Below are 21,606 nucleotides of genomic sequence, written 5' to 3' on the forward strand. Positions count from 1 at the left end.
CCGGCCCACCCGGTTCGTCCTCGCGTCAGCCGCCTTCGGCGAATTCGGGCCGCCGCATACCGTGAAGGTTGCGATAGGCGGCCCTGACGGGCGGGACCCAACCGTCCAGCAGGGCGGCGTCGGGGCGGAGGACCTCGATGCCGAGGGGGTGGCAGACGTCCAGCGGGTCACGGGCGTCCGGGCCCCACAGCGGGACGGACAGGTCGCCGCCGGGGCAGGTGGACAGGGCGCACAGCAGGTCGGTCTCCGCGAAGAACTCGAAGTGGTCGCCGACGCGGGCCGGACAGTCCTTCATGAAGTACTGGTCGTCGTCGTTGAGGCCCGTGCACTGGAAGACGTTGAGCACGTCGTGCACGTCGAACTCGGTGAGTCCGTACGGCAGTACGGCCCGGACCAGGTTCGAGTGACAGTGGAAGTCGAAGTCCTCGCCGGTGAGCATCCGGTTGACGTACGGGTCGCAGCGGGTGCCCAACAGGTCGTGCACGCGCCCGCCGTCGCCGTCCACGCCGTACTCCGCGAGCGTGTCGGCGGTGACCGTGAGCAGGGGCCGCAGGAAGGGGAGAGTGGACCAGACGCGGTCGTAGGTGGAGAGGTGCGCGCGCTGCAACTGGCGGGTGCGGGCGGCCCACATGCGCTCGCGCGGGTCGTGCAGGTTCCACACGTTCAGGTCGCCGACCTGTGGGCCCTCGACGGTGACGATCCGGCACAGATGGCCCTGCGGGACGGTCCAGGCGCGGCCGGAGCGGATCGGGATCTCGAAGGAGTCCACGAGCTCGTGGCGCACCCCGGCGAAACGGTCGTAGAAGGCGCGGTCGACGTCGAGGGCGCCGCCTTGGGTGGCCTGGTAGGCGGCCGCGGCCTTGGACGCCGTAGGTGCCACGGTCGTCGCGGATTCCGTGCGGGAGGTCATCGCTTGCCTTTCGCTGCCGTGGTCGTACGGCCGTTGGCCGTACGGGAGTTGGCGCGTACGGCGTCCAGCACCGTCCGCTCGGAGTCGTCGAGATAGAGCCGCAGCGCGGCCGTGGCGTCCATGCGCCGGCCGCCGCGGATCAGGTCGCAGATCTCGCGGTCGCGGGCCACCCACGGCGCCTGGAACGCGCCCTGGTCCGCCATCACCGCGAAGGCCAGGCGGAGTTGGGCGATCGTCACCCGGAAGAAGCCGTCGAGGCGGGCGCTGCCCAGCAGGGCGACCAGTGACTGGTGGAAGCGCAGGGACGCGGTGCCGACCTTGTCCCAGGCCTCGACGTCGACGGCGAGTTCGGCGGCGGCGACCTTGGCCTCCATCGCGTCGAGCAGCGGCTCCGGGGCGAGCGGGCTCGCGTCGACGGCGCTGAGCTCGAGCGTGCGGCGGGCCACGTAGATGTCCGTCACGTCCTCGGCGGACAGGGTCTTCACCGCGGTGCCCTTGTGCAGTTGCTGCACCACCAGGCCCTCGTCGTGCAGGGTGCGCAGGGCCTCCCGCAGGGTGTTGCGGGACACCCCGAGCTCGGCGGAGAGCGCGACGTCGCGCAGCGGGGTGCCGGGCAGGAGCTCGCCCTCGACGATGCGTTCGCGCAGCACGTCGGTCACCAGGACGGGCCGTCCGGCGGCCGCCGCCGCGCCGTTCAGAGTCGACATGCCCCCACCCTAGCGCACGATCTGTTGAACAAAACAGGGGCTATGAGCAGCCATGCGCACAGGCCACCTGTCCTGCTTCCAGGGAAATTCCGACCTTTTACTTGACTGAAACACCAAGGCGTCACCATCATCAGCAGCCAGATTGTTCAACAGTTTCAGTTCCCCGGTCGAGAGGCCTCCTCATGCGCGTGACCCTCCTCCGCTCCCTCACCGCCGGCTTGCTCCTCGCCCTGTGCGGCTGTTCCAGCGGTTCCTCCTCGGACAGCTCGGGCACGAAGACCGCCGGCACCCTGACCGTGGGATCGGACCTGACCTATCCGCCGTACGCCTACCTCGACGGCAAGACCCCGGCGGGCTTCGACCCGGACATCTCACGCGCCCTGGCGAAGGCGGCGGGGCTGAAGTCGACGTTCGTCGACACGCGGTTCGAGCAGCTGATCGCCGGGCTCGGCACCGGCCACTTCGACGTGATCGCGTCCGACCTCTACATCACCGACGCGCGCAAGAAGCAGGTCGACTTCGTCCCCTACTTCACCACCGGCAACTCCATCGTGGTGCGGTCCTCGGGCGGCTACCGGCCGACCGTGGTCACCGACCTGTGCGGGAAGTCCGTCGCGGTGATCAAGGGCGGTCAGATCGTCGAGAAGCTGCGCGGCGAGGCCGGCACCGAGTGCAAGGGCAAGGGCGAAAAGGCCGTCGACGTAAGGGAGTTCGGCACCGATCCCGAGGGCACCCAGGCGCTGCTGTCCGGCCAGGTCGACGCCCAGGTCACCGACGGTGCCGTGGCCAAGGCGGCCGCCGACAGGACGAGCGGCCGGCTCACCATCTCCTCCACGTCCCTGATCTATCCCGTCCAGTCGGGCCTCGCGGTCAAGCGCGGCGACACCGCCCTGAAGAAGACCCTCACCACCGCGCTCGACAAGCTCAAGCAGGACGGCACCTACGCCGAGCTGCTGAAGAAGTACAACCTCGGCCAGGCCGAAGGGAGTTGACGGACGATGGGCAGCTTCGACTGGAACTACGCCATCGGCCTGTTCGCCGATGCCGACCTGTGGCGGGCGGCGCTGCTCGTCGTCGAACTCGCCGTCTCCGCCTGGGTGATCTCCACCGCCCTCGGCCTGCTCGTGGCCCTCGCCCAGCAGTCCCGGCTGCGCCCGCTGCGGCTGCTCGCCGGCGCGTACGTCTGGTTCTTCCGCAGTCTGCCGCTGCTGGTCCTGCTGATCTTCGTCTACAACTCCCCGCAGCTCTTCCCCGACTTGAGGCCCCTGCTTTCCAGCCCCTTCGCCGCCGGCCTGGTCGCGCTCGTGCTCAGCGAGACCGCGTACATCGCCGAGATCCACCGCGGCGGCCTGCTCGCCGTGGGCAAGGACCAGGGTGAGGCGGCACAGGCGCTCGGCATCCCGTACGCGGGAGTCCAGCGCCATGTCGTCGTGCCGCAGGCCTTCCGCGTCGCCCTCCCCGCGCTGGGCAACGAGTTCATCAGCATCCTCAAGCTGACCTCCCTGGTCAGCTCCATCTCCCTGGCCGAACTCCTCCTGGTCGGCCAGCGCCTCTACACCCAGAACTTCCTGGTCCTGGAGACCCTGCTGGCCGTAGCGGTCTACTACGTCCTGCTCGTCACCCTCTTCGACCGGCTCCGCGCCCTACTCGAACGCCGCCTGGACGTGCGTAAGCGCCGTACGAAAGCGACGGTCGCCGGCATCCCGGAGCGTGAGGTGCCTGCCGCGCCGACCCGGCCCCGCCCCCGCACCCCGCACGAGGGCGAGGCGGTCGTACGCGCCCGGGGTCTGCGCAAGTCCTTCGGCGCGGTGTCCGTCCTGAACGGGGTGGACCTCGATGTGCACCGCGGCGAGGTGGTGGCCGTCATCGGTCCCTCCGGCTCCGGCAAGACCACCCTCGTCCGCACCCTCAACCACCTCGAACAGCCCGACCACGGCAGCGTGGAGATCGACGGGCGGCCGATGGGCGGCCGGGACCGCGAACTCGCCGCGCAGCGCCGCCGGGTGGGCATGGTCTTCCAGCGGTTCAACCTCTTCCCGCACCGGACCGCGCTCCAGAACGTCACCCTCGCCCCGCTCCAGCAGCGGCTCCACGCCGGCCGGGCGGCCGCCGAGGACCGGGCGCGGGACCTGCTCCGCAAGGTCGGCATGGACGCCCACGCGCACAAGTACCCGCACCAGTTGTCGGGCGGCCAGCAGCAACGGGTGGCCATCGCCCGCGCGTTGGCGATGGACCCCAGCGTGCTCCTCTTCGACGAGCCGACCTCCGCCCTGGACCCCGAACTCGTGGGCGAGGTCCTGTCGGTGATGGGTGAACTCGCCGTCGACGGCACGACGATGGTCGTCGTCACGCACGAGATGCGCTTCGCCCGCGAGGTCGCGGACTGGGTGGTCTTCATGGACCAGGGCCGCGTTCTGGTCCAGGGGCCGCCCGAGGAGGTCTTCGACAACTCCGGGGAACCGCGCCTGGAACGGTTCTTCGCCGCGATCGGCTCCGCGTGACGCCTGGAACCGCGGAGCGTCCACGGCGTGCACGAACTGCCGGTGACCCGGTGGGGGTCACCGGCAGCCGCCGTAGTCACCAGTTCAGGGCGTCCGCCATGTCCGCCTGCCAGTACGTGACCTTGATCGAGTCGTCGATGTAGACGCCCTTCGAGGGCAGCGACGGGTGGGCGGCGGCGGTCGCGTCCGTGTTGAAGTACACCGCCAGGGACTTGGCCGTGTAGCCGTTGGAGCCGCTGCCGTCCGCCGCCGACAGCAGGACGCTCGCGTAGCCGGACTCGCCGGGGGCCAGCGTGACCACGGCCTGCGGCTGGGAGTCCTTGATGACCGGCGGGACGGACTGGGCGTCCTGGAACTGGACGGCCGCGTAGTAGACGAGGTCGCAGTTCTTCGAACCGGTGTTGGTGACGCTGAGCAGCAGGTGGTTCAGCGGGCGGGAGACCACCGTGGCCGTCGTCCGCGTGGCGGAGGGGGAGCAGGGCTTGAGCCGGGCGCCCGAGTCGTCCGAGCCGCCGCCGGTCGAGTTCTTGGCGCCGGTGGACCCCGACGAGCCCGAGGTACCGGACGTGCCGGACGTGCCGTTCGAACCCGTCGTACCGCCCGTCGAGTCCTTCGCGGCCGGGTCGGCCTTGCCCGCTCCCGAGGACGTTCCGCCGCTCGCCCTGGACGGGGACGCGTCGGATGCCGCCGGCGTGGAGGTGGACGTGGACACTTCGGCCGCGCCCTCGTCCTTGGTGCCCGTGCCGTCGTTGCAGGCCGTCAGGGTCAGGGTGGCCACCGCGATCGCGGCGGCGGCGAGCAGACGGGTGCGGTCGGTACGAGTGGACATGTGATCCCCTGTGTGCGGTACGGGTCTGTGGCGCAGGCCGCTCGACCGGGTGCCGGGAGCGGCGTGCTTGGATGACCAGAGCTTGTGGCGTGATCCGTCCCGGCCGCCAGGGCCGCCGGGAGATCCGGAACGCTGGAACGCCTGGAACACTCTGACCTGCAGGAACAGCCTCCGCCTGGAATGACGGGCCGGAACGTGGAGAGAGGGAGGAACGGTGACGGGGGACGACTTCCCGGCGCTGCTCGGCCGGTTGAAGGAGCGATCCGGGCTCAGTTACGGAGTGCTCGGGAAACGGCTGCACATGAGCGCGTCCACGCTGCATCGGTACGTCAACGGGGACGCCGTACCGACCGACTACGCACCCGTGGAGCGGCTCGCCCGGCTGTGCAGGGCGACCCCCGAGGAACTGGTGGAACTGCACCGGCAGTGGATCCTCGCGGACGCCCGCCGGGGGCAGAAGCCGAGCGAGACGGCTCCCGCCGCGCAGGACGCTCCCGCTGAGGAAGCTCCGGCTGAGGAAGGTCCCGGCGAGGAAGCTCCCGCAGACGTTCCCGACGTCCAGCGCGTCACCCCGGAGGTTCACCGTCCTCCCGCCCGCCGTCGCCGTACCGTCGTCCTCGCCGGTGCCGCCGTGGTCGCCGCCGTCGTCGCGGCCGCGCTCGTGGTGAACCTCGTGCCCGACGGCGGCAAGGACGACCGGAGCGGGAAGCAGCCGGTGGGGGCCGCCGCCGCCTCCGAGTCCGCGACCGACCGTCCCGGAACCACGAAGCCGACCGGCGCGAAGAGCACGTCGCCCTCGCCGACCGCCTCCCGCAGCGGCGATCCCACCGCTTCCGTCTCGGCCTCCCGCAGCGGCGGGGCGGTGGGCGGCGGCACCGAGGACGGGGCCACCGCGCCGACCGTCTCGGTCAACCCGTACAAGTGGGAGGACCAGTGCAGCCAGCACTACCTGGTCGACCAGAAGGCCGACCAGGTGCCTCCGCCGCCGTCCGAGCCGGACGCGCGCGGCTGGGTCAAGGCGCTCGGCGGGATCGCCGCCGGGGAGCAGATGCTCGCGCTGACCGTGCAGGGCACCGGGAAGGCAACGGTCGTCCTGGAGGCGCTGCATGTGCGGGTGGTGGACAAGAGCGCCCCGCTCGCCTGGAACGACTTCGCGATGGGCGACGGGTGCGGCGGCGGTGTGCGCACGACGGCGTTCGGGGTGAACCTCGACGCCGGGCGGCCCGCGCTCGCGCCCAGGGCCGGGCAGCGCGACTTCCCGTACAAGGTGAGCGAGTCGGACCCCGAGGTCTTCTACGTCTTCGCCGACGCGCGGACGTACAACGTGAGTTGGTACCTGGAGCTGGAGTGGTCCAGCGGCGACCGGAGCGGTGTGGTCCGCGTCGACGACAAGGGCAACCCCTTCCGGACGAGCGGGCACGTGGGGCGGCCGGCGTACATCTATCCGCTCGGTGGCTCCGAGTGGATCCGACACCCTTACGATCCTGACGTTCCCGGCTGATCCGGTCCCGCCCGACGGATTCCTGGTGTTGCTTCGGCGCAGGCCAGGGCATACGGCCAGATCGCGGCGCCGATCTCCTCGGGCGTGCCGGGGCAGTCCCGCCGCAGCCAGTCGATGACCGTGCCCAGGACGGCACCCGCGAGGAAGGCGGCGACCGGGTCGTGGGGCGTCTCGGCGGACGGGGTCCCGACGGCGGACGTCCCGTCGCGGGGACCCTCCTCGGCCGGGGCCAGGCTGCTGCGGGCCGCGAGCGCGATGCGGTGGAGCAGGTGGTTGATCATCCGGGCGCTGCCCTCGTCGCACAGGAGCGCCCGGTAGAGGGGCGCGTGCGCGGCGACATGGGCGAACAGGCCGGGCATGGGGTTGGCCAACGGCCGCCCGTCGGGCCCGAGCGTGCCGTGCGGAATCGGCGCCACGGCCACCAGCTGCTCGTACGTCGAGGTGCAGGCGGCCACGGCCAGGTCGTGGACGTCCGTGTAGTGCTCGTAGAAGGTCGAGCGGTTGACGCCCGCGCGCTTGGTGAGGTCGGCGACCGAGATCTGGTTCAGATCACGCTCGGCGACCAGGTCGCGCAGGGCGGCTTCGAGGGCGGCTCGGGAACGGAGAACACGTCGGTCCAGGGGTTGCGCCGGCATGGGACAACACTATTCTCTCCCACATCTGACGGATAACCGACATGCGTCGGACACGGTGCGTCGGACGGGAGGCTCCTCATGGCCACGTACGTTCTCGTGCACGGCGGCGGACACGGCGGGTGGTGCTACCAGCGCGTCGCCCGGCTCCTGCGCTCGGCGGGGCACGACGTGTACGCCCCGACCCTGACCGGCCTCGGCGAGCGGGCGCATCTGCTCGGCCCCGGCATCGACCTCGACACCCACATCACGGACGTCGTCCAGGTCCTGCGCTACGAGGACCTGCGCGAGGTGATCCTGGTGGGCCACAGCTACGGCGGAATGGTCGTCACCGGCGTCGCCGACCGCGCCCTGAACCGCGTCGGCCACCTCGTCTACCTGGACGCCGCCACCCCGGCGAACGGCCAGTCGCTCGCCGACCTCGCGCCCGAGCCGATGGCGGCCTCGCGCGCCTCGGCCCGGACCGTCGACGGCGTGGAGCTCGTCAACTTCCCCGGCGAGGGCCCCATGCCGCACTTCGGCCTGACCGATCCGGACGACATCGCCTGGCTGGCGCCGAAGATCACCCCGCACCCCTGGAAGTGCTTCGCCCAGCCCCTGCGCCTGACGCACGAGGCACGTCTGCGCGCCCTCCCGCAGACCCAGATCGTGTGCACGGAGACCCTGCCCTTCCGCGCCCCGGCCGACCTGGAACCGGCCCGCGCGGCCGGCCGCCTCTGGGACATCGACACCGGCCACGACCTGATGATCACCGAACCGGAGGCCGTCGCCGGCCTGTTGGGGCGCGTGGCCACGGCCGGTCGCCCGACACCCCGGTGAGCCGTACCTGGGTGAGCTGCCACTGGGTGAGCCGCACCTGGGCGAGCTACACCTGGGTGACCCGCCCGGCGATCCCCTTCTCGATGGTGACCTCGACGGTCAGGTTGCCGTCCTTGGCGACCGCGTCCAGTTCGTCGGCGGTGCACTTCTCCGCCGACTGGCTCTCGGGGTCGCCGCAGATGTCGCCGCCCCGGATCTCCGTGTCCGTGGCCACGTAGAAGGGACGCCCGTCCACCTCCAGCTTCCCCGGCGCCAGGAAGGTCAGCCTGCCGGTGACCGTGCCGTCGACGCGGTTGTCGGAGCTGGCGCCCGTGCCGCCGGAGGGGGCGGAGGTGGCGGACGGGGAGGCGGTAGGGGCGGAGGAAGGGACCGAGGAGGAGCCTGCGGAGGGGTCTTCGGTGGGGCTGGAGGACGGGTCCTCGGCGGAGCCGGACGAGCTGGAGACGGCACTCGGGCTGGACTCGGCGGCGGGGGAGCCGGAGTCGCACGCCGTGAGGAACAGACCGGCGGCGGCCAGCAGACCGACGGCGGCGAGGGTACGGGAGCGGGTGCGAGTGCGGCGGAGAGACATGTCGGGGTGCCCTTTCGGCGTGGGGTCGTCGTGCAGCTCACCCTGTGAAATGCCGTACGCGGCAAGGCGGTTCACCGGCGCCGGGCGCTGTTGCACGGTCGAGGTGAACCGCCGGTATCTGTTACAGAAGATCGACACCCGGGTCGGGGTCGGCGGCGGACTCAGGCCGCGTCGATCAGTGCCAGGTCCAGCGGGACCAGCGTCGTCGACGTCAACAGGGCCCGGATCAGGTGGTCGTTGAGCGCGTTGCCGACCGGTTCGCCGAGTTCCTCGCGGGTCAGCCAGGGCACCCCGTCCCGGGACAGGCGGGTGCGGACGCCGTTGACCAGGTGCTCGACGCGCTTGTCCGTCCAGCCCGCGCCCGGCTGCAACTCGGCGAGTTCGGCGGCGGTCTGACGCCAGGTCAGCGGCTGCGGTCGCGGCTCGTGCAGCAGGTAGCGCCGGCCGAGGACGACCAGGGCGAGCTTCTCCTGCTCGGTGAGGACCCAGATCCGGGGCGGGCGGGTGACGTCCCCGTGCCGCGGCTGGGGCCGTTCGCCCTCGGGGCCGGTGACGTAGACCTCCAGCAGGTGCTCCCGTCCGCGTGAACCGCCGACGAACAGCGGGGTGTAGCCGAGGTCCAGCGGCAGCGGCTCCTCGTCCCGGAACAGCAGCCGGGCACCGGCGCACCGGATCGGCAGCCGCCCCGCGTTGCTCACCCACCAGCGGCCGCCGCGATGGGTCAGCGTGCCCTGGTGGCGGCTCACCTGGGGGTCGTCCTCGCCGAGACAGACGTGCACCTCGGGCCGGTTGCGCCCGAACAGGACCTCACGCCCTTCCCCGGGGCCCAGCGTCATCCCGCCGGTCAGCGCGAGCGCGAAGACGGTGCCCGGCAGCGGCGCGGACGCACCCCGGGCGAGACTGCCGTGGCTCGCGGGGAGCGAACGGCCGCCCGGAGCCGACGGATGCGCGGTCATCACTCCGGCAGCCGCTTCGCGATGTTCCGCACGACCACGCCCGCCAACTCCACCGCGGTGTCGCACAATTGCCCGCTCGGCTCCGGCGCGTACACCGTCAGCTGGAACAGCTCGATCGTCTCGTCGCCGACGGAGTCCGTGTACGTGCGGTGCGGGGTCCGTACGGTGCAGCTGTCGTCCTCGGCCTCGTCGGCCACGTAGTAGCTCCTCGTGCCGGCGACGTCCACCGGCTTCCCGTCGTCCGTCAGGGAGTTGTCGCGGCTGTACTGGATCTGCACCTCGCGCTCGCCGTCGTCGCTGGACCAGTCGCAGTCCCAGCCGCCGAAGCCGCGGTCGTCGTTGTCCGCCTCGACACCGGGCAGGCGCTCGAGGGCGGTGGCGTCGAGCAGGGCGCAGGCGTCCACCCGGGCCAGCGAGTCGGCCGCCGGAGGTGACGGGCGGCGCGGGACCGGGCTGTCGGCCAGGATGCCCACCACGCGGTCGGTCGCCGCGTCCGCGAGGGCGCACGGGTCCGGGGACGAGGACGCGAGCCGCTTGCCGATGATCCGGATCTGCCGGCTGTCGGCGGTCTGCACGGCCCGTTCGCACACGTCGCCGTCCCGCTTGAGGGTCACGACCGTGAGACCGTCGACGACCCTGGTGGCCTGGACCCCGTCGTACTCGTCCCGGTCGGCGTCGAGGTTGACCTGGAGGTCGGCGGTGTCGTCACCGCTGCTGTTCTCCACCAGGACGTCACAGCGGTCGATCTCGCCGTAGTCCGGGTCGAGTTCGGTGGTCCCGAACCGGCTCAGGGAGGCCGCGTCGAGCAGCGCGCAGGGGTCCGCCGTGCGGTCGTCGCCGATGGTGCCCGCGCGTCCCGCGGCCGAAGTCGCCGCGGACGCCGAGGGTTTCGCGTCGGCACCGGCGGCCCGGTCGCCCCCGCCGTGGGAGTCCCAGGGGCCGAACAGGACGAGCCCGGCCGTGATCGCCCCGGCGGTGACCAGGGCGCCCGCGCCGATCGCCAGGGGGCGCCGCCGACGACGTACCAGACGCGGCAGGTGCAGGGTCAATGCCGAGAGGTCCAGGGTGCGGGTGGAGTGGTCGTGCAGCTGCGCCTGGAGGTGCGGGGGCGGTGGGGTCGCCTGCGTCAGGAGCTTGCGGGCGCCGGCCGCGTCGGGGCGGTGGCGGGGGTCCACCGTCAGCAGCGCGGCGAGCGGTTCGGTCAACGGGCCCGCCCGGCGCGCGGGTTCGATATGGCCCTCCACGGCCCGGGCCAGATACGTCATGAGGTGCTCGGCCTCCCCGTACGGGGACCGGCCCTCGACCGCCGCGAACAGGGAGGCGCCCAGGGAGAACACGTCGGCCTTCTCCCCCATGGGCAGCCCCTTGGCCAACTCGGGGGCCAGATACCGGGGTTTGCCGCGCACACCGCCCGTCATGCCGTGCGTGCCGCTGTGCGTGACCTCGCTCCACAGGGCGCGGGAGATCCCGAAGTCCGTGAGCCGCGCGACGCCTTCGTCGGTGACGAGGATGTTCTCCGGCGTGACATCGCCGTGCACCACGCCCTCGTTGTGCGACTTCACCAGCGCGTCCGCGATCTGGCAGCCGATCGAACCGGCCTCCTCGGGCGGCAGCGGACCGCGCTCGGCCATGATCTGGGCGAGGCTGCGCGAGGGGACGTACTCCATCACGATCCAGCAGGTGACGCCCTCGTCTATGTAGTCGAAGACGCCCACGATGTTCGGGTGGTGCAGCCGGCCCGCGTTGCGCGCCTCGCCCATCAGCCGCCGGGTGGCCCGGTCGTCGTCCAGGCGCGCGCACTTGACCGCGACCCGACGCTGGAGCCGCTCGTCCCAGGCCCGCCACACGACTCCCATGCCGCCGCTGCCGATGGTCTCCTGCAACAGATACCGGCCGGCGACCCGATCGCCCGCCTCTGGCGTCACCAGCACTGCCCCACTCCTCGCCCGCCCCACCCGCCCGCGTGGCCCCGCCGACGGTCACGGAGTGTACTCAGCGTGCACACAGCAGTGATCCTGTTCACAGAACTTCACTGGGACGAGCGCAGAACCCGCACAGCCGATCCTGGACGTTCTCGTCACTCTGTGTAGACACAACCTGCGAAGGGCGGTGCAGACGTGACCGTGAGTACCGCGCACGCGTTCCCGCGAACACGGTCCGTCATACATTCCAGCGCCGCAACGAAGTCCGCCGACCGCACCGAAGAGGTGCCCGCGGGCGCATACTGGTGACAATGACAAAGCCAGCTGCACCGAAGCGCTATTTGCCTACCAGCCCCTTCAAGGCCCCGGTCACGGCAGCTCCCAAGCATTTCGCCGTGGGCGACCGGGTCACACACGACATGTACGGCCTTGGCCGGGTGATCGGCGTCGAAGAAGGAATCGCGACGCTGGTGGACTTCGGATCCGTTCAGCACCGGATCCTCAGTCCGTACTCCAAGATGAGCAAGCTGTAGGACCGCCGTGCCCGGTCGGGCACGGCCGGCCTGCTCATCTCCCTGTAACGATTGGAAGCACTCTCATCGAAACCTCGCTGTTCTCCGCCCCCGAGGGGGCGCACGACCGTGCCGTCGCGGGCTCGCCCACTCCGGTGACCAACCCCTTCCAGGCTCCGGACTTCGCATCGGACTTCGAAGAGGACGAGACCGCCCTGCTCGACGACGACGTCGACGTACCTGTCGTACCCGTCGCGATCGCCACGAGCAGGGGCACGGGTTCGGGCCGGGGCAACAACAACCGGGGCAACGGCTCCTCCCGACGCAGGGCCGGCTGACCCCGAGGCTCTTCAGTACTTCGCGTTCTCCGGCACCGTGATCTGCCGCTCCGACCACCCCATCCGCGTGGTCGCCTCGTAATTCACCGTCGTACCGGCGGTCAGTCCCGCCTCGCGGGCGATGGCCGAGGGAGCGGTCAGGACGGTCTCCTCGGAGAGCAACGCGCCGGTGGACGGATTCACCACCAGGCGCTGCTCGACCCCGCCCAGTACGGTCGCCGAGTCGACGGGCAGGGTGACGGCCATCCCCTTGCGGCCCAGCGGGTCGGTGGCGGCGGGCTGCACCCCGATACCCGGCAGCTCCGCCAGCACGCGGTACGCGGCGGCCCGGGTCGCCGGCGCGACCGGCATGGTGATGAGGTCGGCGGTGTGGCGCAGCATCCAGGCGGTGCGCCCCGCACTGGTCCCGGCGCCCCCCTCCTGTTCGTACAACCGCTCCAGTTCACCGCTCAACTTGTCGGCGTCCGTCGGGAGTTGACGCAGGTCACGGTAGGAGATGTTCTCCGGCCCGAGCGCGTAGATCTTGTCGTCGGCATTGGTGTGCAGGACGGTCGGAGTGCCGGACCCGACGGTGTGACCGAGCCGCATCCGCCCGTCAGTACTCGCCGGCCCCTCCACCCGACGGGGTGAACCCGCCGCCGCCCAGGCCTTCTTGTCCGCCGGCGTGCGCGGCCCGGTCACGGAGTCGAGGCCGGACACCATCAGGCTCTCGGTCCCCGGACGGACCCCGACCGACCACTCGCCGTGCGACGTGCTGAGCAGGGTGTAGCGCCGCCCCTTCTCCCCCACGACGTCGACATTCGCCGTCTCTGTCGTCACCTGCCAGTACGTGCCCTCGGCGGCCGGGCTCGCCGCCGCCTTCGCCACGCCGAGCAGCTCCATACGGCCGTTCACCGCCGTGGCACTCGCGGCCGGGGTCCGGCTGTCCGCGCGGGTGCCCGCCGTTCCGTCCGACTGCGTCTGTACGAGGCCGGCGACCACGATCGCCGACGCGGCGACGGTCGCGACCGCACCGAGCGGCAGCAGCCGGGGGCGCAGCCAGGCCAGGGGGTGCGGCCCCGCGGTCTCCTCGCGTGCCTCGGCCGTGATGCGGGCCAGGTCCTCGCGCTGGCGCCGGGAGCCGGCCAGCAGCACCGGGTCCAGCTCGTCGGGGCGGGCGTCCGCGAGCGCCTTCATGACGTCGCGCCGCCGCGCGGAGCGTTCCTTCGTGTTCCTCATGCGAGTACTCCTTCGGGGTCGGTGCGGCGGGCCGCCGGGGCGGGCGGAACGGGCAGGGCGTCCATCGCCCGCTCCAGCCGACGGCGGGCCCGGTGCAGCCGGACGGTCAGGGTGGCGGTGGCGCAGCCCAGGACACGCGCGGCGTCCTTGGGGCTCAGTCCGTGCCAGGCGATCAGCGTCAGCAGTTCGCGGTCGGCCTCGGACAGACTCGCCAGGGCCTGCAACGCGGCCTGCCGGTCGATCACGCCCGTCGCCACGTCCGCCGCCTCGGCGCCGCCGCTGCCGACGCGCTGTGCCTCCCGCGCCGCCAGGGCGTACTGGTGGCTGTCCCGGCGGCGCAGTTCCCGCACCAGATTGCGGGCCACGCCGAGCAGCCACGGCAGCGCCGGCTGCGGCAGATCCCGCATCCGTCTCCACGCCACGGTGAAGGTCTCGCTGGTGATGTCCTCCCCGACCTGCCGTCCCACCTGGCTCGTGGCATAGGCGAGCACGCGCGGATAACACTCCTCGTAGACGTCCCGGAAGCGTTGGGCTTCAGTCACGCGCCGTCCCTTCGTGTCGGCTCTGTCACCGAGGAATGGGTGGGGCGGCCGGGTTATTACAGGGCACGGGGAAATTCAGCGACGGCGCAGCGTGCGCGAACACCAGCCGATGACGGTGGCGTTGACCAGGGCGCCGAACGCGAGGGCGACGAAGAGCAGGACGGTGCTGTCGGGCAGGAGGAACCACACGAAGCTGGCCGGGGCGGTGGCGAATGCCGGGACGACGGGCGCGAAGCCGATGTCCGCGTCGGGGTCGAGGAACAGGAACAGCAGCCACCCGAGCAGGCCGGCACAGACGGCCAGGTAGCCGAGGGCGACGAAGTCGGTGAGGTAGTGGCGCAGCCGTCGGAGCAGGGACGGGGGCGGGGAAGGGGAACGGGACGAGGGCAGGCCGGATCGGCCGGTACCGGTGCCGGTCACAGGGGTCTCCTTGAGCTCAGGGCCGTCAGAGGTGAGGGCCGGGTGGGTTCGGGCGGGTGAGGCCGAGGTCGTAGGCGAGGATCGTCGCCTGGACGCGGTCGCGCAGGCCGAGCTTGCGCAGCAGCGCGTTCACGTGCGACTTCACCGTGCCCACGGTGATGCCGAGTTGCTCGGCGATCTCCGAGTTGTTGAGGCCGGTCGCGAGCAGGGCGAGGACGTTGCGCTGACTGCCGGTGAGGGTCTCCAGCTCACGCGGACCGCTGCCGGACCGCGCGCCGGTCACCGGCCCCGACGCGTAGTGGCCGATGAGGCGACGGGTCGCGGACGGGGCGAGGACGCTCTCGCCGGTCGCCACCACTCGGATGCCGTGCAGGAGTTCGGAGGCGTGCACGTCCTTGAGGAGGAACCCGGAGGCCCCGGCGCGCAGCGCGTCGAAGACGTACGCGTCGAGGTCGAAGGTGGTCAACACCAGGACGCGGGGCGCGTTCTCGCGCCCGGTGATGATCCGGGTGGCGGCGATACCGTCCAGTTCGGGCATGCGTACGTCCATGACGACGACGTCGGGGGCCAGTTGCTCGGCGAGCCGGACCGCGGCGACACCGTCGGCGGCCTCGCCGACGACCGTCATGTCGTCCTCCGCGTCGATCACCGCGGCGAAGCCCGCCCGGACGATGCCCTGGTCGTCGACGACCAGCACCTTGAGACTCATCGCTCCCCCTCCTCGACGGCCGGCGCGAGCGGCAGCCGCAGACCGACCGTGCCCGGCGGGCCGGCGGTCAGTGTGCCGCCGAGCGGCGCGATCCGGGCCGTCAGCCGTTCCCGTACGGCGGCGCCGGCGGCGCCCGGGACCCCGGTGGCCGTGAGCGTCAACGTACCGTCGGCCGCGTCGAGTTCGAGGACGGCCGGCTCGTCGTCGCCGGTCGCCAGCAGGGTCTCGGCGGCGTGGTAGGCGGCGAGGTCGACCTCGGTGGGCAGGCGGTCCGGCACCCGGTCTGTGAGCCGGATCTCGATGTCACGGCCGGTGGCCCGGCACTGCTGGGCGAGCAGGTCGAGGGCCTGGAGGGTGGGCTGCGGACGCAGGTCGGCTCCGCCGGTCTCGCCGTCCCTGACGGTGTCCAGCAGGGCGCGCATCGCGGCGAGTGCCTCGCGGGCGCGGGTCGCTGTCGCGTCGAGGCGGCCCGCGTGTGCCTCGGCGATCATGTCGGCGGTGCGGGCCAGGACGGTGGTTTCCAGGCCGGCGGCGATGCGTTGGCGTTCCGCCCAGGCGTCTCTTACGGCGGCCTCCGTCCACGTGGCGAGGTGTTGGGTCTGCGTTGCCCGAGTTGTCCTGTCGTGCTTCCGACGCACGGCTCCGCCGTAGTGGGCCGCGCCGACCACCAAGGCGGTGCCTGCAGTTGCTGCCATGGCTACCACCCAGGTGGGGAGGGGTGTTCCGCGGTGGAGTACGGCGGTGGTGACAGCGGTGGCATGTACCGCCACGGCTGCGATGGGAAAGAAAGAGAGGGGGACTTGAGGCAGTCGGTATGTGCGCGCCTGTGGGGGCTGGTCGCGCAGTTCCCCGCGCCCCTTCAGGTCGGCCAGCGCCACGCATGTTGCCAAGGTGCTCAGCGTTGGGGGCAGCAGGACTGGGCCGCTGTAGTCGCCCACCGTCATCGCCATCGGCCAGAGCAGCGCCAAGCCCAGCAGTGCGCCCCGCGCCCACCCCGGAGCCCTGCGTAGCCACAGCAATGCCACCGCCTGGGCCGCTGCCAGCAGGGCGAACAGCACACCCGCCGATACCTGCGAGCCGGCGGACGCCGATCCGTCGCGGATCACGACCACCCCGAGCAGGGGCTGGGCGAAGAGGCCGAACGCGGCGACCAGCTGCGCCGCTCGGTAACTCGGCGGGACCGCCTCCTCCACCGGGGCCGCGGTGCGGCCGGGCAGGGTCGCCCGTACCTCCCAACCGCCCTCCGCCGTCGGGCCGGTGGTCAGGGTGCCGCCCGCCTCACGGGCTCGGGAGCGCAGGAAGCCGGTGCCGCGGCCGCCGCCGAGGCCCGCGCCGTGCGCCACGACGCCGGTCGGCGGGGGTGCGCTGGTGACGACGACGTCGGTGCGGGTGTCGCCGTAGTGGCACAGCACGGTCGTGCGGGCTCCCGGGGCGTGCCGGGCCACGTTGGTGAGGGCCTCGCGGACGATGCCGTAGGCCGCGTCCGCGACGGCGCCGTCGGGGAGGGGGTCGATCTCGAAGTCGACGGGCTGGTCGAGGCGGCGGAAGCCGGCCACCAGGGCCTTCAACCGCTCCTCCGGGGAGGGGAGTTCCTCACGTGAGGGGGCCGGGGCCCGTACGGAGCCCAGCGCCCGGGTGACCTCGCGGCCCGTCTCGACCGCGAACTCCAGCGCCTCGTCGGCCAGTTCGGGGCGTCGCTCGCGCAGTCCGGAGGCCGCGCCCACCGTGACCACCACAGCGGTCAGATGGTGGGCGCTGACGTCGTGCAACTCCCTTTCCATCCGGCGTCGTTCGACCGCCGGGAGCCGGTGCCGCTCGGTCTCGGCCCGCTTCAGCAGGTGTTCGGCGGCCTGTCGCGCGTGCCGCAGGCGTCGTACGAACAGGCCCGTGCCGCACGCGGCGGCGTACAGCACCGCCGTCAGGACGAGGTCGAGGCCGTCGCGGTCGCTGAGGCCGTTCAGGGTGATGTTCTGGGCGAGTTGCCAGGCGGCGAGGGTCGCGACGCACAGCACGGCGGTGAAGGTGTCCCGCTCGGTGGCCACCGTGAAGAGGGCCAGCGCGACCCCCGCCGTGCCCAGGACCGCCGTACCGCCGGTGGGCAGTGGTCCGGCGCCGAGCGCGCAGGCGACGGCGATCACCATGAGGGCGACCACCGGGTAGGTGCGGCGCAGCGCGAGCGCGGCCGTCACCGGGCCGGCGACCAGGGCGGCCACCAGCAGGGCGGAGCCGTCCGGGACGGTCCCCTGTGCGAGCGCGGCTCCGGGCCACACGGCGGCCTGGGCGCAGATCAGCAGGACCGGGAGCAACCGGTCATCGGTTCGATTCATGACGGTTCAAGGCTATGGGCGGGGGTGCGGGGCCCGGCTCGGGCTGAAGGGGGATTCGCGTCTCTTACCTGGGTTGCAGACGCGGGCCGCGAGCGGTCCCGGCCGTCCCTGGGTGGACGGCCGAAGGGCTCTCTCTACCTCCGGTTCCACGCGGCGATCGTCCTTCCGCCCGAGGACCGCGCCGGGTCCCCGGACCTAGGCTCGATCACATCGAGGAAGCGCCGGACCAGCGCTTCCACCTCACCCACACCACCACACAGGGGGATCTCCCATGTCCAAGCGCGCTCTCGTCTCCTCGCTCCTCGCCGTCGCCGCCGTCGGCGCCATCACCGCCGGCGGTATCGCCATGGCCTCCTCGGCCACCGACCCGACCCTGACCAACGGCTCCGCCCGCTACGTCCCCCCGACCGGCGCCCGCGCCGGCACGTTCACCTACACCGCCGACGTCAGCGACGACTCCGGCATCCGCGGCCTCAACGTCGTTGCCTGGCCCGCGAGTTCGGAGCTGGCCCCGACCGAGGGGGACCTGCGGTTCGTGGACACCGCCACCTGCGTGCGCACCTCGGACGAGACGTCCCGCTGCACCTACACCTTCAAGGTCACCGAGAAGGAGGCGGCCGAGGCCGCGCAGGGCACCTGGAACGTCTCCGCGCTGCTCACGGCCAAGGACGGAAACACGCTGTACGTCCCGGCGGCGGCCACCTTCGAGATGAAGGGCTGAAGTGACGAGCCGAGGTGATGGGCCGGCCCCGGTCTCGGCAGCACGCCGGTGCCGGGGCTTCGCCCTGTGGATAACCTGCACGCATGACCACCGACCTGGCCCTGCTGTCCCGTGTCGCCTTCCGCGGCCGGGAGATCACCGCGCCCCGGCTGCGCGGGCTGTTGGCGTTGCTGGCGGAGGACCCGCGGGGCGGGTGCAGCACGGGGCGGCTGGCGGAGGGGCTGTGGGGCGACGACGGGGTGCCGGAGCGGCCGGGGAAGGCCGTGCAGGTGCTGGTGTCCCGGGTGCGGGGGCAGTTGGGGGCCGATGTCGTTCTGAGTACGCCCACCGGGTACCGGCTCGGGCTTGAGGCCGCGCGGATCGACAGTTCCGCGCTGCTGCTGTTCGAGGCGGGCAGTGCCGAGCGGGCGCGGAACGGGGACCACGCGGGGGCGTTGGCGCAGGCCGAGGCGGGGCTGGCGCTGTGGGACGGGAGCGTGGGCGCCGGGGCCGGTGAGGATCTGCACGATCCGGTGATCGCGCTGCGCGTCGCCCGGATGCGGACCTTCCGTGCGCTGGTGCGGTCCCGGGCGCTCGCCCTGGCGCGGCTGGAGCGGCGGGAGGAAGCGGCGGGCCCGCTCGGCGAGTTGGCGCTGGAGGTGCCCCGGGACGAGGAGGTCCTCGCCGAGTTGCTGCGCTGCGAGGCGGTGACCGTCGGACGGGCCGCGGCGCTCGGGCGGTACGACACGTATCGGCGCGGGCTGCGCGAGGAGCTGGGCGCCGACCCCGGGCCCGGACTGCGGTCCGTGTACCAGGAGTTGCTCAAGGCGGACGCGCCGCCCGTCCGGCACGACGTCCCGCACGAGCCGAACCCGCTGCTCGGCCGGGACGCCGACATCGCCGCCGTCGGCGCGCTGCTGCGGGACGCCCGGGTGGTCACCGTCGTAGGACCCGGCGGGCTGGGCAAGACCCGGCTCTCGCACGCGGTGAGCCGGGCCGCGGCCCAACCCGTGGTGCACTTCGTACCGTTGGCCGGTGTCACCTCCGACGCCGACGTGACCGACGAGGTCGCCTCGGCCGTCGGCGCCGGTGAGGGCGGGCGGTTCGCCGGGGGCGGGGACATGGTGAGCGGCATCGTCGCCGCGCTGGGCACCGGCCCCGCCCTGCTCGTGCTGGACAACTGCGAGCACGTCGTCGACGGCGCCGCCGACCTCGTACGGGAACTCGTGTCGCGGTCCAAGGAGTTGCGGATCCTGGCCACCAGCAGGGCGCCGCTCGGGCTGAGTTCGGAGTCCGTGTACGCGCTGCCGGAGCTGTCGCCGGCCACCTCGGTCGAGCTGTTCGAGCAGCGGGCGCGGGCCGCGCGGCCCGGGGTGGAGCTGGACCCCGAGCGGGTCGCCGAGATCTGCCGGCATCTGGACGGCCTGCCGCTCGCCGTCGAACTCGCCGCGGCCCGCGTACGGGTGCTGTCCGTGGCCGACATCGCGCGCCGACTGGAGGACCGCTTCGCGCTGCTGCGCGGCGGCGCCCGGGACGCGCCCGAGCGGCACCGCACCCTGCGGGCCGTGGTCGACTGGAGCTGGAACCTGCTGGAGCCCGACGGCCGGGCCGCGCTGCGCGCGCTGTCGGTGTTCCCCGGCGGCTTCTCCGAGGAGGCCGCCGAGTACGTGCTCGGCGAGAGCGGCGACGCGCTGTTCCTGCTGGAGCAGCTGGCCGGCCAGTCCCTGCTCAAGGTGGGCGACAGCCCCGCCGGCGTCCGCTTCCATCTCCTGGAGACGCTACGGGAGTTCAGCGCCGCCCGGCGCGCCGAGGCCGGCGAGGACGACGTGGTCACCGACCGGTTCCTGCTCTGGGCACGGGACTTCGGGCGGGCCCACCACGATGTCCTGTTCCGCGCCGACCCGTTGCCCGCCTGGCACCGCATCCGCGCCGAGCGAGACAACCTCGTCCTGGCCCTGCGCCACGCGCTGGCCCGCGCCGACGGACCCACCACCGCCGCCCTCACCGCCGTACTGGCCTCCCTGTGGGTCACCGACTCCAGCTTCGGCCGGGTCATCACCCTGTGCGCCGAGACCGGCGGCCCGCTGTCCCACTTCCGCCCCGGGCCCGACAGCCCCGAGGACGTGGAGACCGCCCGCACCGCCGCCACCATGTGCGCGGGCGCCCTCTTCATGGGCCTGGGCCCGCACGCCGTACGGCAGCTCGCCACCGTGCGCCGGCTGCCGCCCGCCCCGCCGGACACGGTCGTACGCGCGATGGCCGTGGTGCTCAGGGCCACCCCGGACATGCGCCCGCCCGAGTACGCGAGCCTCCAGGAACTGTGCGCGTCCGACGCGCCCCTGCTGTCGGGCATGGCCTGGGGCGTCCTCAGTTACGTCTGGGAGGCCGAGCACGAGACCGAGCGCGCCCTGGAGTGCGCCCGCCGTATGCCCGACACCTTGGGCGAGTTGGCCAACCCCGCCATGCGGCTGCTCAGCCACGGGCGGATCAGCGAACTGTGCATGCAGGCCGAGCGGGGCGCGGAGGCGTACGACCATCTGCGGGCCGCGCTGCGCACGTTGGAGGAGTTCGACGGCTGGCCGGACTCGATCGGCGTCCGCTGGGGCCTGGTCCTGGCCTGTCTGCAACGCGGGGAGATCGACGAGGCGGAGTACTGGCTCGGGCTCGCGGCCCTGGACCAGCAGCCGGAGTCCGTCCGGATCTACGCCCCCGATCTGGCCGCCCGCGCGGAGATCGCGCTGGCCCGCGGGCTGACCGAGGTCGGGCTCGGGCTGTGGCGCCGGGCGGTGGAGCGGATCCGGGAGGACAGCGCGGTGCTCGCCCTGCGCGACGGCGATCCGTTCGTGGACCCGTGGGCCCTGGAGGTGCAGGCGGCCGCGGTGGCCGCGCATGCGCAGCAGGGGCGACCGGAGCCGGTGGCCGCGCTGGCCGGGCAGTTGCGGGAGCGGCTGCTCGCGATGCTGACCGCTTCCTCCGGCTCGTCCGGCTCCTCCGGCTCTTCTGATCCCTCGGAGACCAGCTCCCCCCTTGAACTCCAGGTCCACGGCACGATGTTGACCGCGCTCGGCTTCGCCGGGCTGGCCGAGGGCGACCCGACGGCCGTACGGCTGGTGGCGCTGGCGGAACGGATGCCGGCGGTACGGGAGTTCCCCACCCTGTCCTCGGCCCGGTCCCGGCGGGCGGCCGAGAACGCCGACAGGGCGGCCTACGACGACGCGAGGTCGACGTACGCCACCCTGAACCGGGAGGAGCTGCGGGCCGCCGCACTGCACGAGCTCAGTGCCGGGGCTCGCGGTTGAACTTCGCCTTGGACCACAGGTAGCCGAGGACGGTCATGGCCAGGCACCAACCGACGGCCAGCAGCGCGTTCTTGGTGCCGATCTCGGTCCCGAGGAGCAGTCCGCGCAGGGTCTCGATGGCGGGCGAGAAGGGCTGGTACTCGGCGAACCAGCGGAACCAGCCCGGCATGGCGTCCACCGGCACGAACGCGCT

20 protein-coding genes and 2 pseudogenes are annotated in these 21,606 nt (G+C 72.4%); 9 read left to right on the forward strand and 13 right to left on the reverse strand.

The window, feature by feature from the left end; genetic code table 11:
- Positions 1 to 25: 25 nt before the first annotated feature.
- A complete protein-coding gene (locus ACIP6U_RS20440) occupies positions 26 to 910 on the reverse strand; it encodes an urea carboxylase-associated family protein (RefSeq protein ID WP_401719548.1) in 885 nt (294 codons plus the stop codon).
- Positions 907 to 1,617, reverse strand: coding sequence for a GntR family transcriptional regulator (locus ACIP6U_RS20445; RefSeq protein ID WP_401719551.1), 711 nt, complete (start codon positions 1,615 to 1,617; stop codon positions 907 to 909). Before ACIP6U_RS20445 ends, ACIP6U_RS20440 begins: the two co-directional genes overlap by 4 nt.
- A 182-nt stretch (positions 1,618 to 1,799) precedes the next feature.
- Here ACIP6U_RS20445 and ACIP6U_RS20450 point away from each other — a divergent pair, with 182 nt between their 5' ends.
- From ACIP6U_RS20450 to ACIP6U_RS20460, 3 genes and pseudogenes are all read left to right on the forward strand, one after another.
- Entirely contained in the window at positions 1,800 to 2,609 is an 810-nt protein-coding gene (locus ACIP6U_RS20450) for an ABC transporter substrate-binding protein (protein WP_401719553.1), read from the forward strand.
- A gap of 6 nt (positions 2,610 to 2,615) precedes the next feature.
- Positions 2,616 to 3,269: pseudogene (locus tag ACIP6U_RS20455) on the forward strand (amino acid ABC transporter permease); the annotation flags it as partial.
- A 63-nt stretch (positions 3,270 to 3,332) separates the two neighbouring features.
- Positions 3,333 to 4,118, forward strand: coding sequence for an amino acid ABC transporter ATP-binding protein (locus ACIP6U_RS20460; protein ID WP_401719639.1), 786 nt, complete (start codon positions 3,333 to 3,335; stop codon positions 4,116 to 4,118).
- A gap of 76 nt (positions 4,119 to 4,194) precedes the next feature.
- Here ACIP6U_RS20460 and ACIP6U_RS20465 read toward each other — a convergent pair whose 3' ends face one another.
- Entirely contained in the window at positions 4,195 to 4,947 is a 753-nt protein-coding gene (locus tag ACIP6U_RS20465) for a DUF4232 domain-containing protein (protein ID WP_401719556.1), read from the reverse strand.
- A gap of 214 nt (positions 4,948 to 5,161) precedes the next feature.
- Here ACIP6U_RS20465 and ACIP6U_RS20470 point away from each other — a divergent pair, with 214 nt between their 5' ends.
- Entirely contained in the window at positions 5,162 to 6,448 is a 1,287-nt protein-coding gene (locus tag ACIP6U_RS20470) for a helix-turn-helix domain-containing protein (protein ID WP_401719559.1), read from the forward strand.
- On the opposite strand, the gene ACIP6U_RS20475 is transcribed toward ACIP6U_RS20470, so the two are convergent.
- Complete coding sequence (locus tag ACIP6U_RS20475) at positions 6,424 to 7,083, reverse strand: TetR/AcrR family transcriptional regulator (protein ID WP_401719561.1); 660 nt, start codon at positions 7,081 to 7,083, stop codon at positions 6,424 to 6,426. The two genes, ACIP6U_RS20470 and ACIP6U_RS20475, sit on opposite strands and share 25 nt — an antisense overlap.
- Before the next feature lie 78 nt (positions 7,084 to 7,161).
- On the opposite strand from ACIP6U_RS20475, the gene ACIP6U_RS20480 reads away from it, so the two are divergent.
- The gene (locus tag ACIP6U_RS20480) at positions 7,162 to 7,899 is read left to right on the forward strand and encodes an alpha/beta fold hydrolase (protein WP_401719564.1); all 738 of its coding nucleotides are present in this window, start codon (positions 7,162 to 7,164) and stop codon (positions 7,897 to 7,899) included.
- A 46-nt stretch (positions 7,900 to 7,945) separates the two neighbouring features.
- Here ACIP6U_RS20480 and ACIP6U_RS20485 read toward each other — a convergent pair whose 3' ends face one another.
- From ACIP6U_RS20485 to ACIP6U_RS20495, 3 genes are all read right to left on the reverse strand, one after another.
- Positions 7,946 to 8,470: a hypothetical protein gene (locus ACIP6U_RS20485; protein ID WP_401719567.1), complete on the reverse strand. Its 525-nt coding sequence runs from the start codon at positions 8,468 to 8,470 to the stop codon at positions 7,946 to 7,948.
- A gap of 161 nt (positions 8,471 to 8,631) precedes the next feature.
- Positions 8,632 to 9,426, reverse strand: a complete 795-nt coding sequence (locus ACIP6U_RS20490) for an FHA domain-containing protein (protein WP_401719570.1) — start codon at positions 9,424 to 9,426, stop codon at positions 8,632 to 8,634.
- Positions 9,426 to 11,357 (reverse strand): serine/threonine-protein kinase, encoded by a 1,932-nt coding sequence (locus ACIP6U_RS20495; RefSeq protein WP_401719573.1) that lies wholly within the window; start codon positions 11,355 to 11,357, stop codon positions 9,426 to 9,428. The genes ACIP6U_RS20490 and ACIP6U_RS20495 overlap by 1 nt, the downstream gene beginning before the upstream one ends.
- A gap of 302 nt (positions 11,358 to 11,659) precedes the next feature.
- Here ACIP6U_RS20495 and ACIP6U_RS20500 point away from each other — a divergent pair, with 302 nt between their 5' ends.
- Entirely contained in the window at positions 11,660 to 11,881 is a 222-nt protein-coding gene (locus ACIP6U_RS20500) for a hypothetical protein (RefSeq protein ID WP_123998827.1), read from the forward strand.
- Between the two features lie 134 nt (positions 11,882 to 12,015).
- Positions 12,016 to 12,198, forward strand: coding sequence for a hypothetical protein (locus ACIP6U_RS20505; protein WP_401719577.1), 183 nt, complete (start codon positions 12,016 to 12,018; stop codon positions 12,196 to 12,198).
- A 12-nt stretch (positions 12,199 to 12,210) separates the two neighbouring features.
- Here ACIP6U_RS20505 and ACIP6U_RS20510 read toward each other — a convergent pair whose 3' ends face one another.
- The 5 genes from ACIP6U_RS20510 to ACIP6U_RS20530 form a co-directional block, all read right to left on the reverse strand.
- Positions 12,211 to 13,416, reverse strand: coding sequence for a CU044_5270 family protein (locus ACIP6U_RS20510; RefSeq protein ID WP_401719580.1), 1,206 nt, complete (start codon positions 13,414 to 13,416; stop codon positions 12,211 to 12,213).
- Positions 13,413 to 13,958 carry an RNA polymerase sigma factor gene (locus ACIP6U_RS20515; protein WP_401719583.1) on the reverse strand — a complete coding sequence of 182 codons (546 nt, stop codon included), beginning with the start codon at positions 13,956 to 13,958 and terminating at the stop codon, positions 13,413 to 13,415. The genes ACIP6U_RS20510 and ACIP6U_RS20515 overlap by 4 nt, the downstream gene beginning before the upstream one ends.
- Positions 13,959 to 14,033: 75 nt before the next feature.
- The gene (locus ACIP6U_RS20520) at positions 14,034 to 14,378 is read right to left on the reverse strand and encodes an SCO4225 family membrane protein (protein ID WP_401719586.1); all 345 of its coding nucleotides are present in this window, start codon (positions 14,376 to 14,378) and stop codon (positions 14,034 to 14,036) included.
- Positions 14,379 to 14,403: 25 nt separating this feature from the next.
- Positions 14,404 to 15,087 carry a response regulator gene (locus ACIP6U_RS20525; protein WP_401719588.1) on the reverse strand — a complete coding sequence of 228 codons (684 nt, stop codon included), beginning with the start codon at positions 15,085 to 15,087 and terminating at the stop codon, positions 14,404 to 14,406.
- On the reverse strand, positions 15,084 to 17,414 hold the full coding sequence (locus tag ACIP6U_RS20530; protein WP_401719591.1) for a histidine kinase: 2,331 nt from the start codon (positions 17,412 to 17,414) through the stop codon (positions 15,084 to 15,086). Before ACIP6U_RS20530 ends, ACIP6U_RS20525 begins: the two co-directional genes overlap by 4 nt.
- 271 nt (positions 17,415 to 17,685) lie before the next feature.
- Between ACIP6U_RS20530 and ACIP6U_RS20535 the strand changes: the two genes are divergently transcribed.
- Both ACIP6U_RS20535 and ACIP6U_RS20540 read left to right on the forward strand, forming a co-directional pair.
- Positions 17,686 to 18,135, forward strand: coding sequence for a DUF5707 domain-containing protein (locus ACIP6U_RS20535; protein WP_401719594.1), 450 nt, complete (start codon positions 17,686 to 17,688; stop codon positions 18,133 to 18,135).
- Positions 18,136 to 18,218: 83 nt separating this feature from the next.
- The gene (locus tag ACIP6U_RS20540) at positions 18,219 to 21,413 is read left to right on the forward strand and encodes an ATP-binding protein (protein ID WP_401719596.1); all 3,195 of its coding nucleotides are present in this window, start codon (positions 18,219 to 18,221) and stop codon (positions 21,411 to 21,413) included.
- On the opposite strand, the pseudogene ACIP6U_RS20545 reads toward ACIP6U_RS20540, so the two are convergent.
- A pseudogene (locus ACIP6U_RS20545) lies at positions 21,391 to 21,606 on the reverse strand (ABC transporter permease); the annotation flags it as partial. The gene ACIP6U_RS20540 and the pseudogene ACIP6U_RS20545 overlap by 23 nt on opposite strands.

Source organism: Streptomyces sp. NPDC088794 (genome assembly GCF_044750545.1).
In the GTDB taxonomy this organism is placed as follows: Bacteria; Actinomycetota; Actinomycetes; order Streptomycetales; family Streptomycetaceae; genus Streptomyces.

What these genes read in the sequence shown, in the direction of transcription:
- ACIP6U_RS20530 (WP_401719591.1), bottom strand. Translation starts at nt 17,414, where the DNA reads ATGAATCGAACCGATGACCGGTTGCTCCCGGTCCTGCTGATCTGCGCC.
- ACIP6U_RS20445 (WP_401719551.1), bottom strand. Translation starts at nt 1,617, where the DNA reads ATGTCGACTCTGAACGGCGCGGCGGCGGCCGCCGGACGGCCCGTCCTG.
- ACIP6U_RS20440 (WP_401719548.1), bottom strand. Translation starts at nt 910, where the DNA reads ATGACCTCCCGCACGGAATCCGCGACGACCGTGGCACCTACGGCGTCC.
- ACIP6U_RS20490 (WP_401719570.1), bottom strand. Translation starts at nt 9,426, where the DNA reads ATGACCGCGCATCCGTCGGCTCCGGGCGGCCGTTCGCTCCCCGCGAGC.
- ACIP6U_RS20510 (WP_401719580.1), bottom strand. Translation starts at nt 13,416, where the DNA reads ATGAGGAACACGAAGGAACGCTCCGCGCGGCGGCGCGACGTCATGAAG.
- ACIP6U_RS20525 (WP_401719588.1), bottom strand. Translation starts at nt 15,087, where the DNA reads ATGAGTCTCAAGGTGCTGGTCGTCGACGACCAGGGCATCGTCCGGGCG.
- ACIP6U_RS20465 (WP_401719556.1), bottom strand. Translation starts at nt 4,947, where the DNA reads ATGTCCACTCGTACCGACCGCACCCGTCTGCTCGCCGCCGCCGCGATC.
- ACIP6U_RS20535 (WP_401719594.1), top strand. Translation starts at nt 17,686, where the DNA reads ATGTCCAAGCGCGCTCTCGTCTCCTCGCTCCTCGCCGTCGCCGCCGTC.
- ACIP6U_RS20500 (WP_123998827.1), top strand. Translation starts at nt 11,660, where the DNA reads ATGACAAAGCCAGCTGCACCGAAGCGCTATTTGCCTACCAGCCCCTTC.
- ACIP6U_RS20540 (WP_401719596.1), top strand. Translation starts at nt 18,219, where the DNA reads ATGACCACCGACCTGGCCCTGCTGTCCCGTGTCGCCTTCCGCGGCCGG.
- ACIP6U_RS20475 (WP_401719561.1), bottom strand. Translation starts at nt 7,083, where the DNA reads ATGCCGGCGCAACCCCTGGACCGACGTGTTCTCCGTTCCCGAGCCGCC.
- ACIP6U_RS20480 (WP_401719564.1), top strand. Translation starts at nt 7,162, where the DNA reads ATGGCCACGTACGTTCTCGTGCACGGCGGCGGACACGGCGGGTGGTGC.
- ACIP6U_RS20450 (WP_401719553.1), top strand. Translation starts at nt 1,800, where the DNA reads ATGCGCGTGACCCTCCTCCGCTCCCTCACCGCCGGCTTGCTCCTCGCC.
- ACIP6U_RS20485 (WP_401719567.1), bottom strand. Translation starts at nt 8,470, where the DNA reads ATGTCTCTCCGCCGCACTCGCACCCGCTCCCGTACCCTCGCCGCCGTC.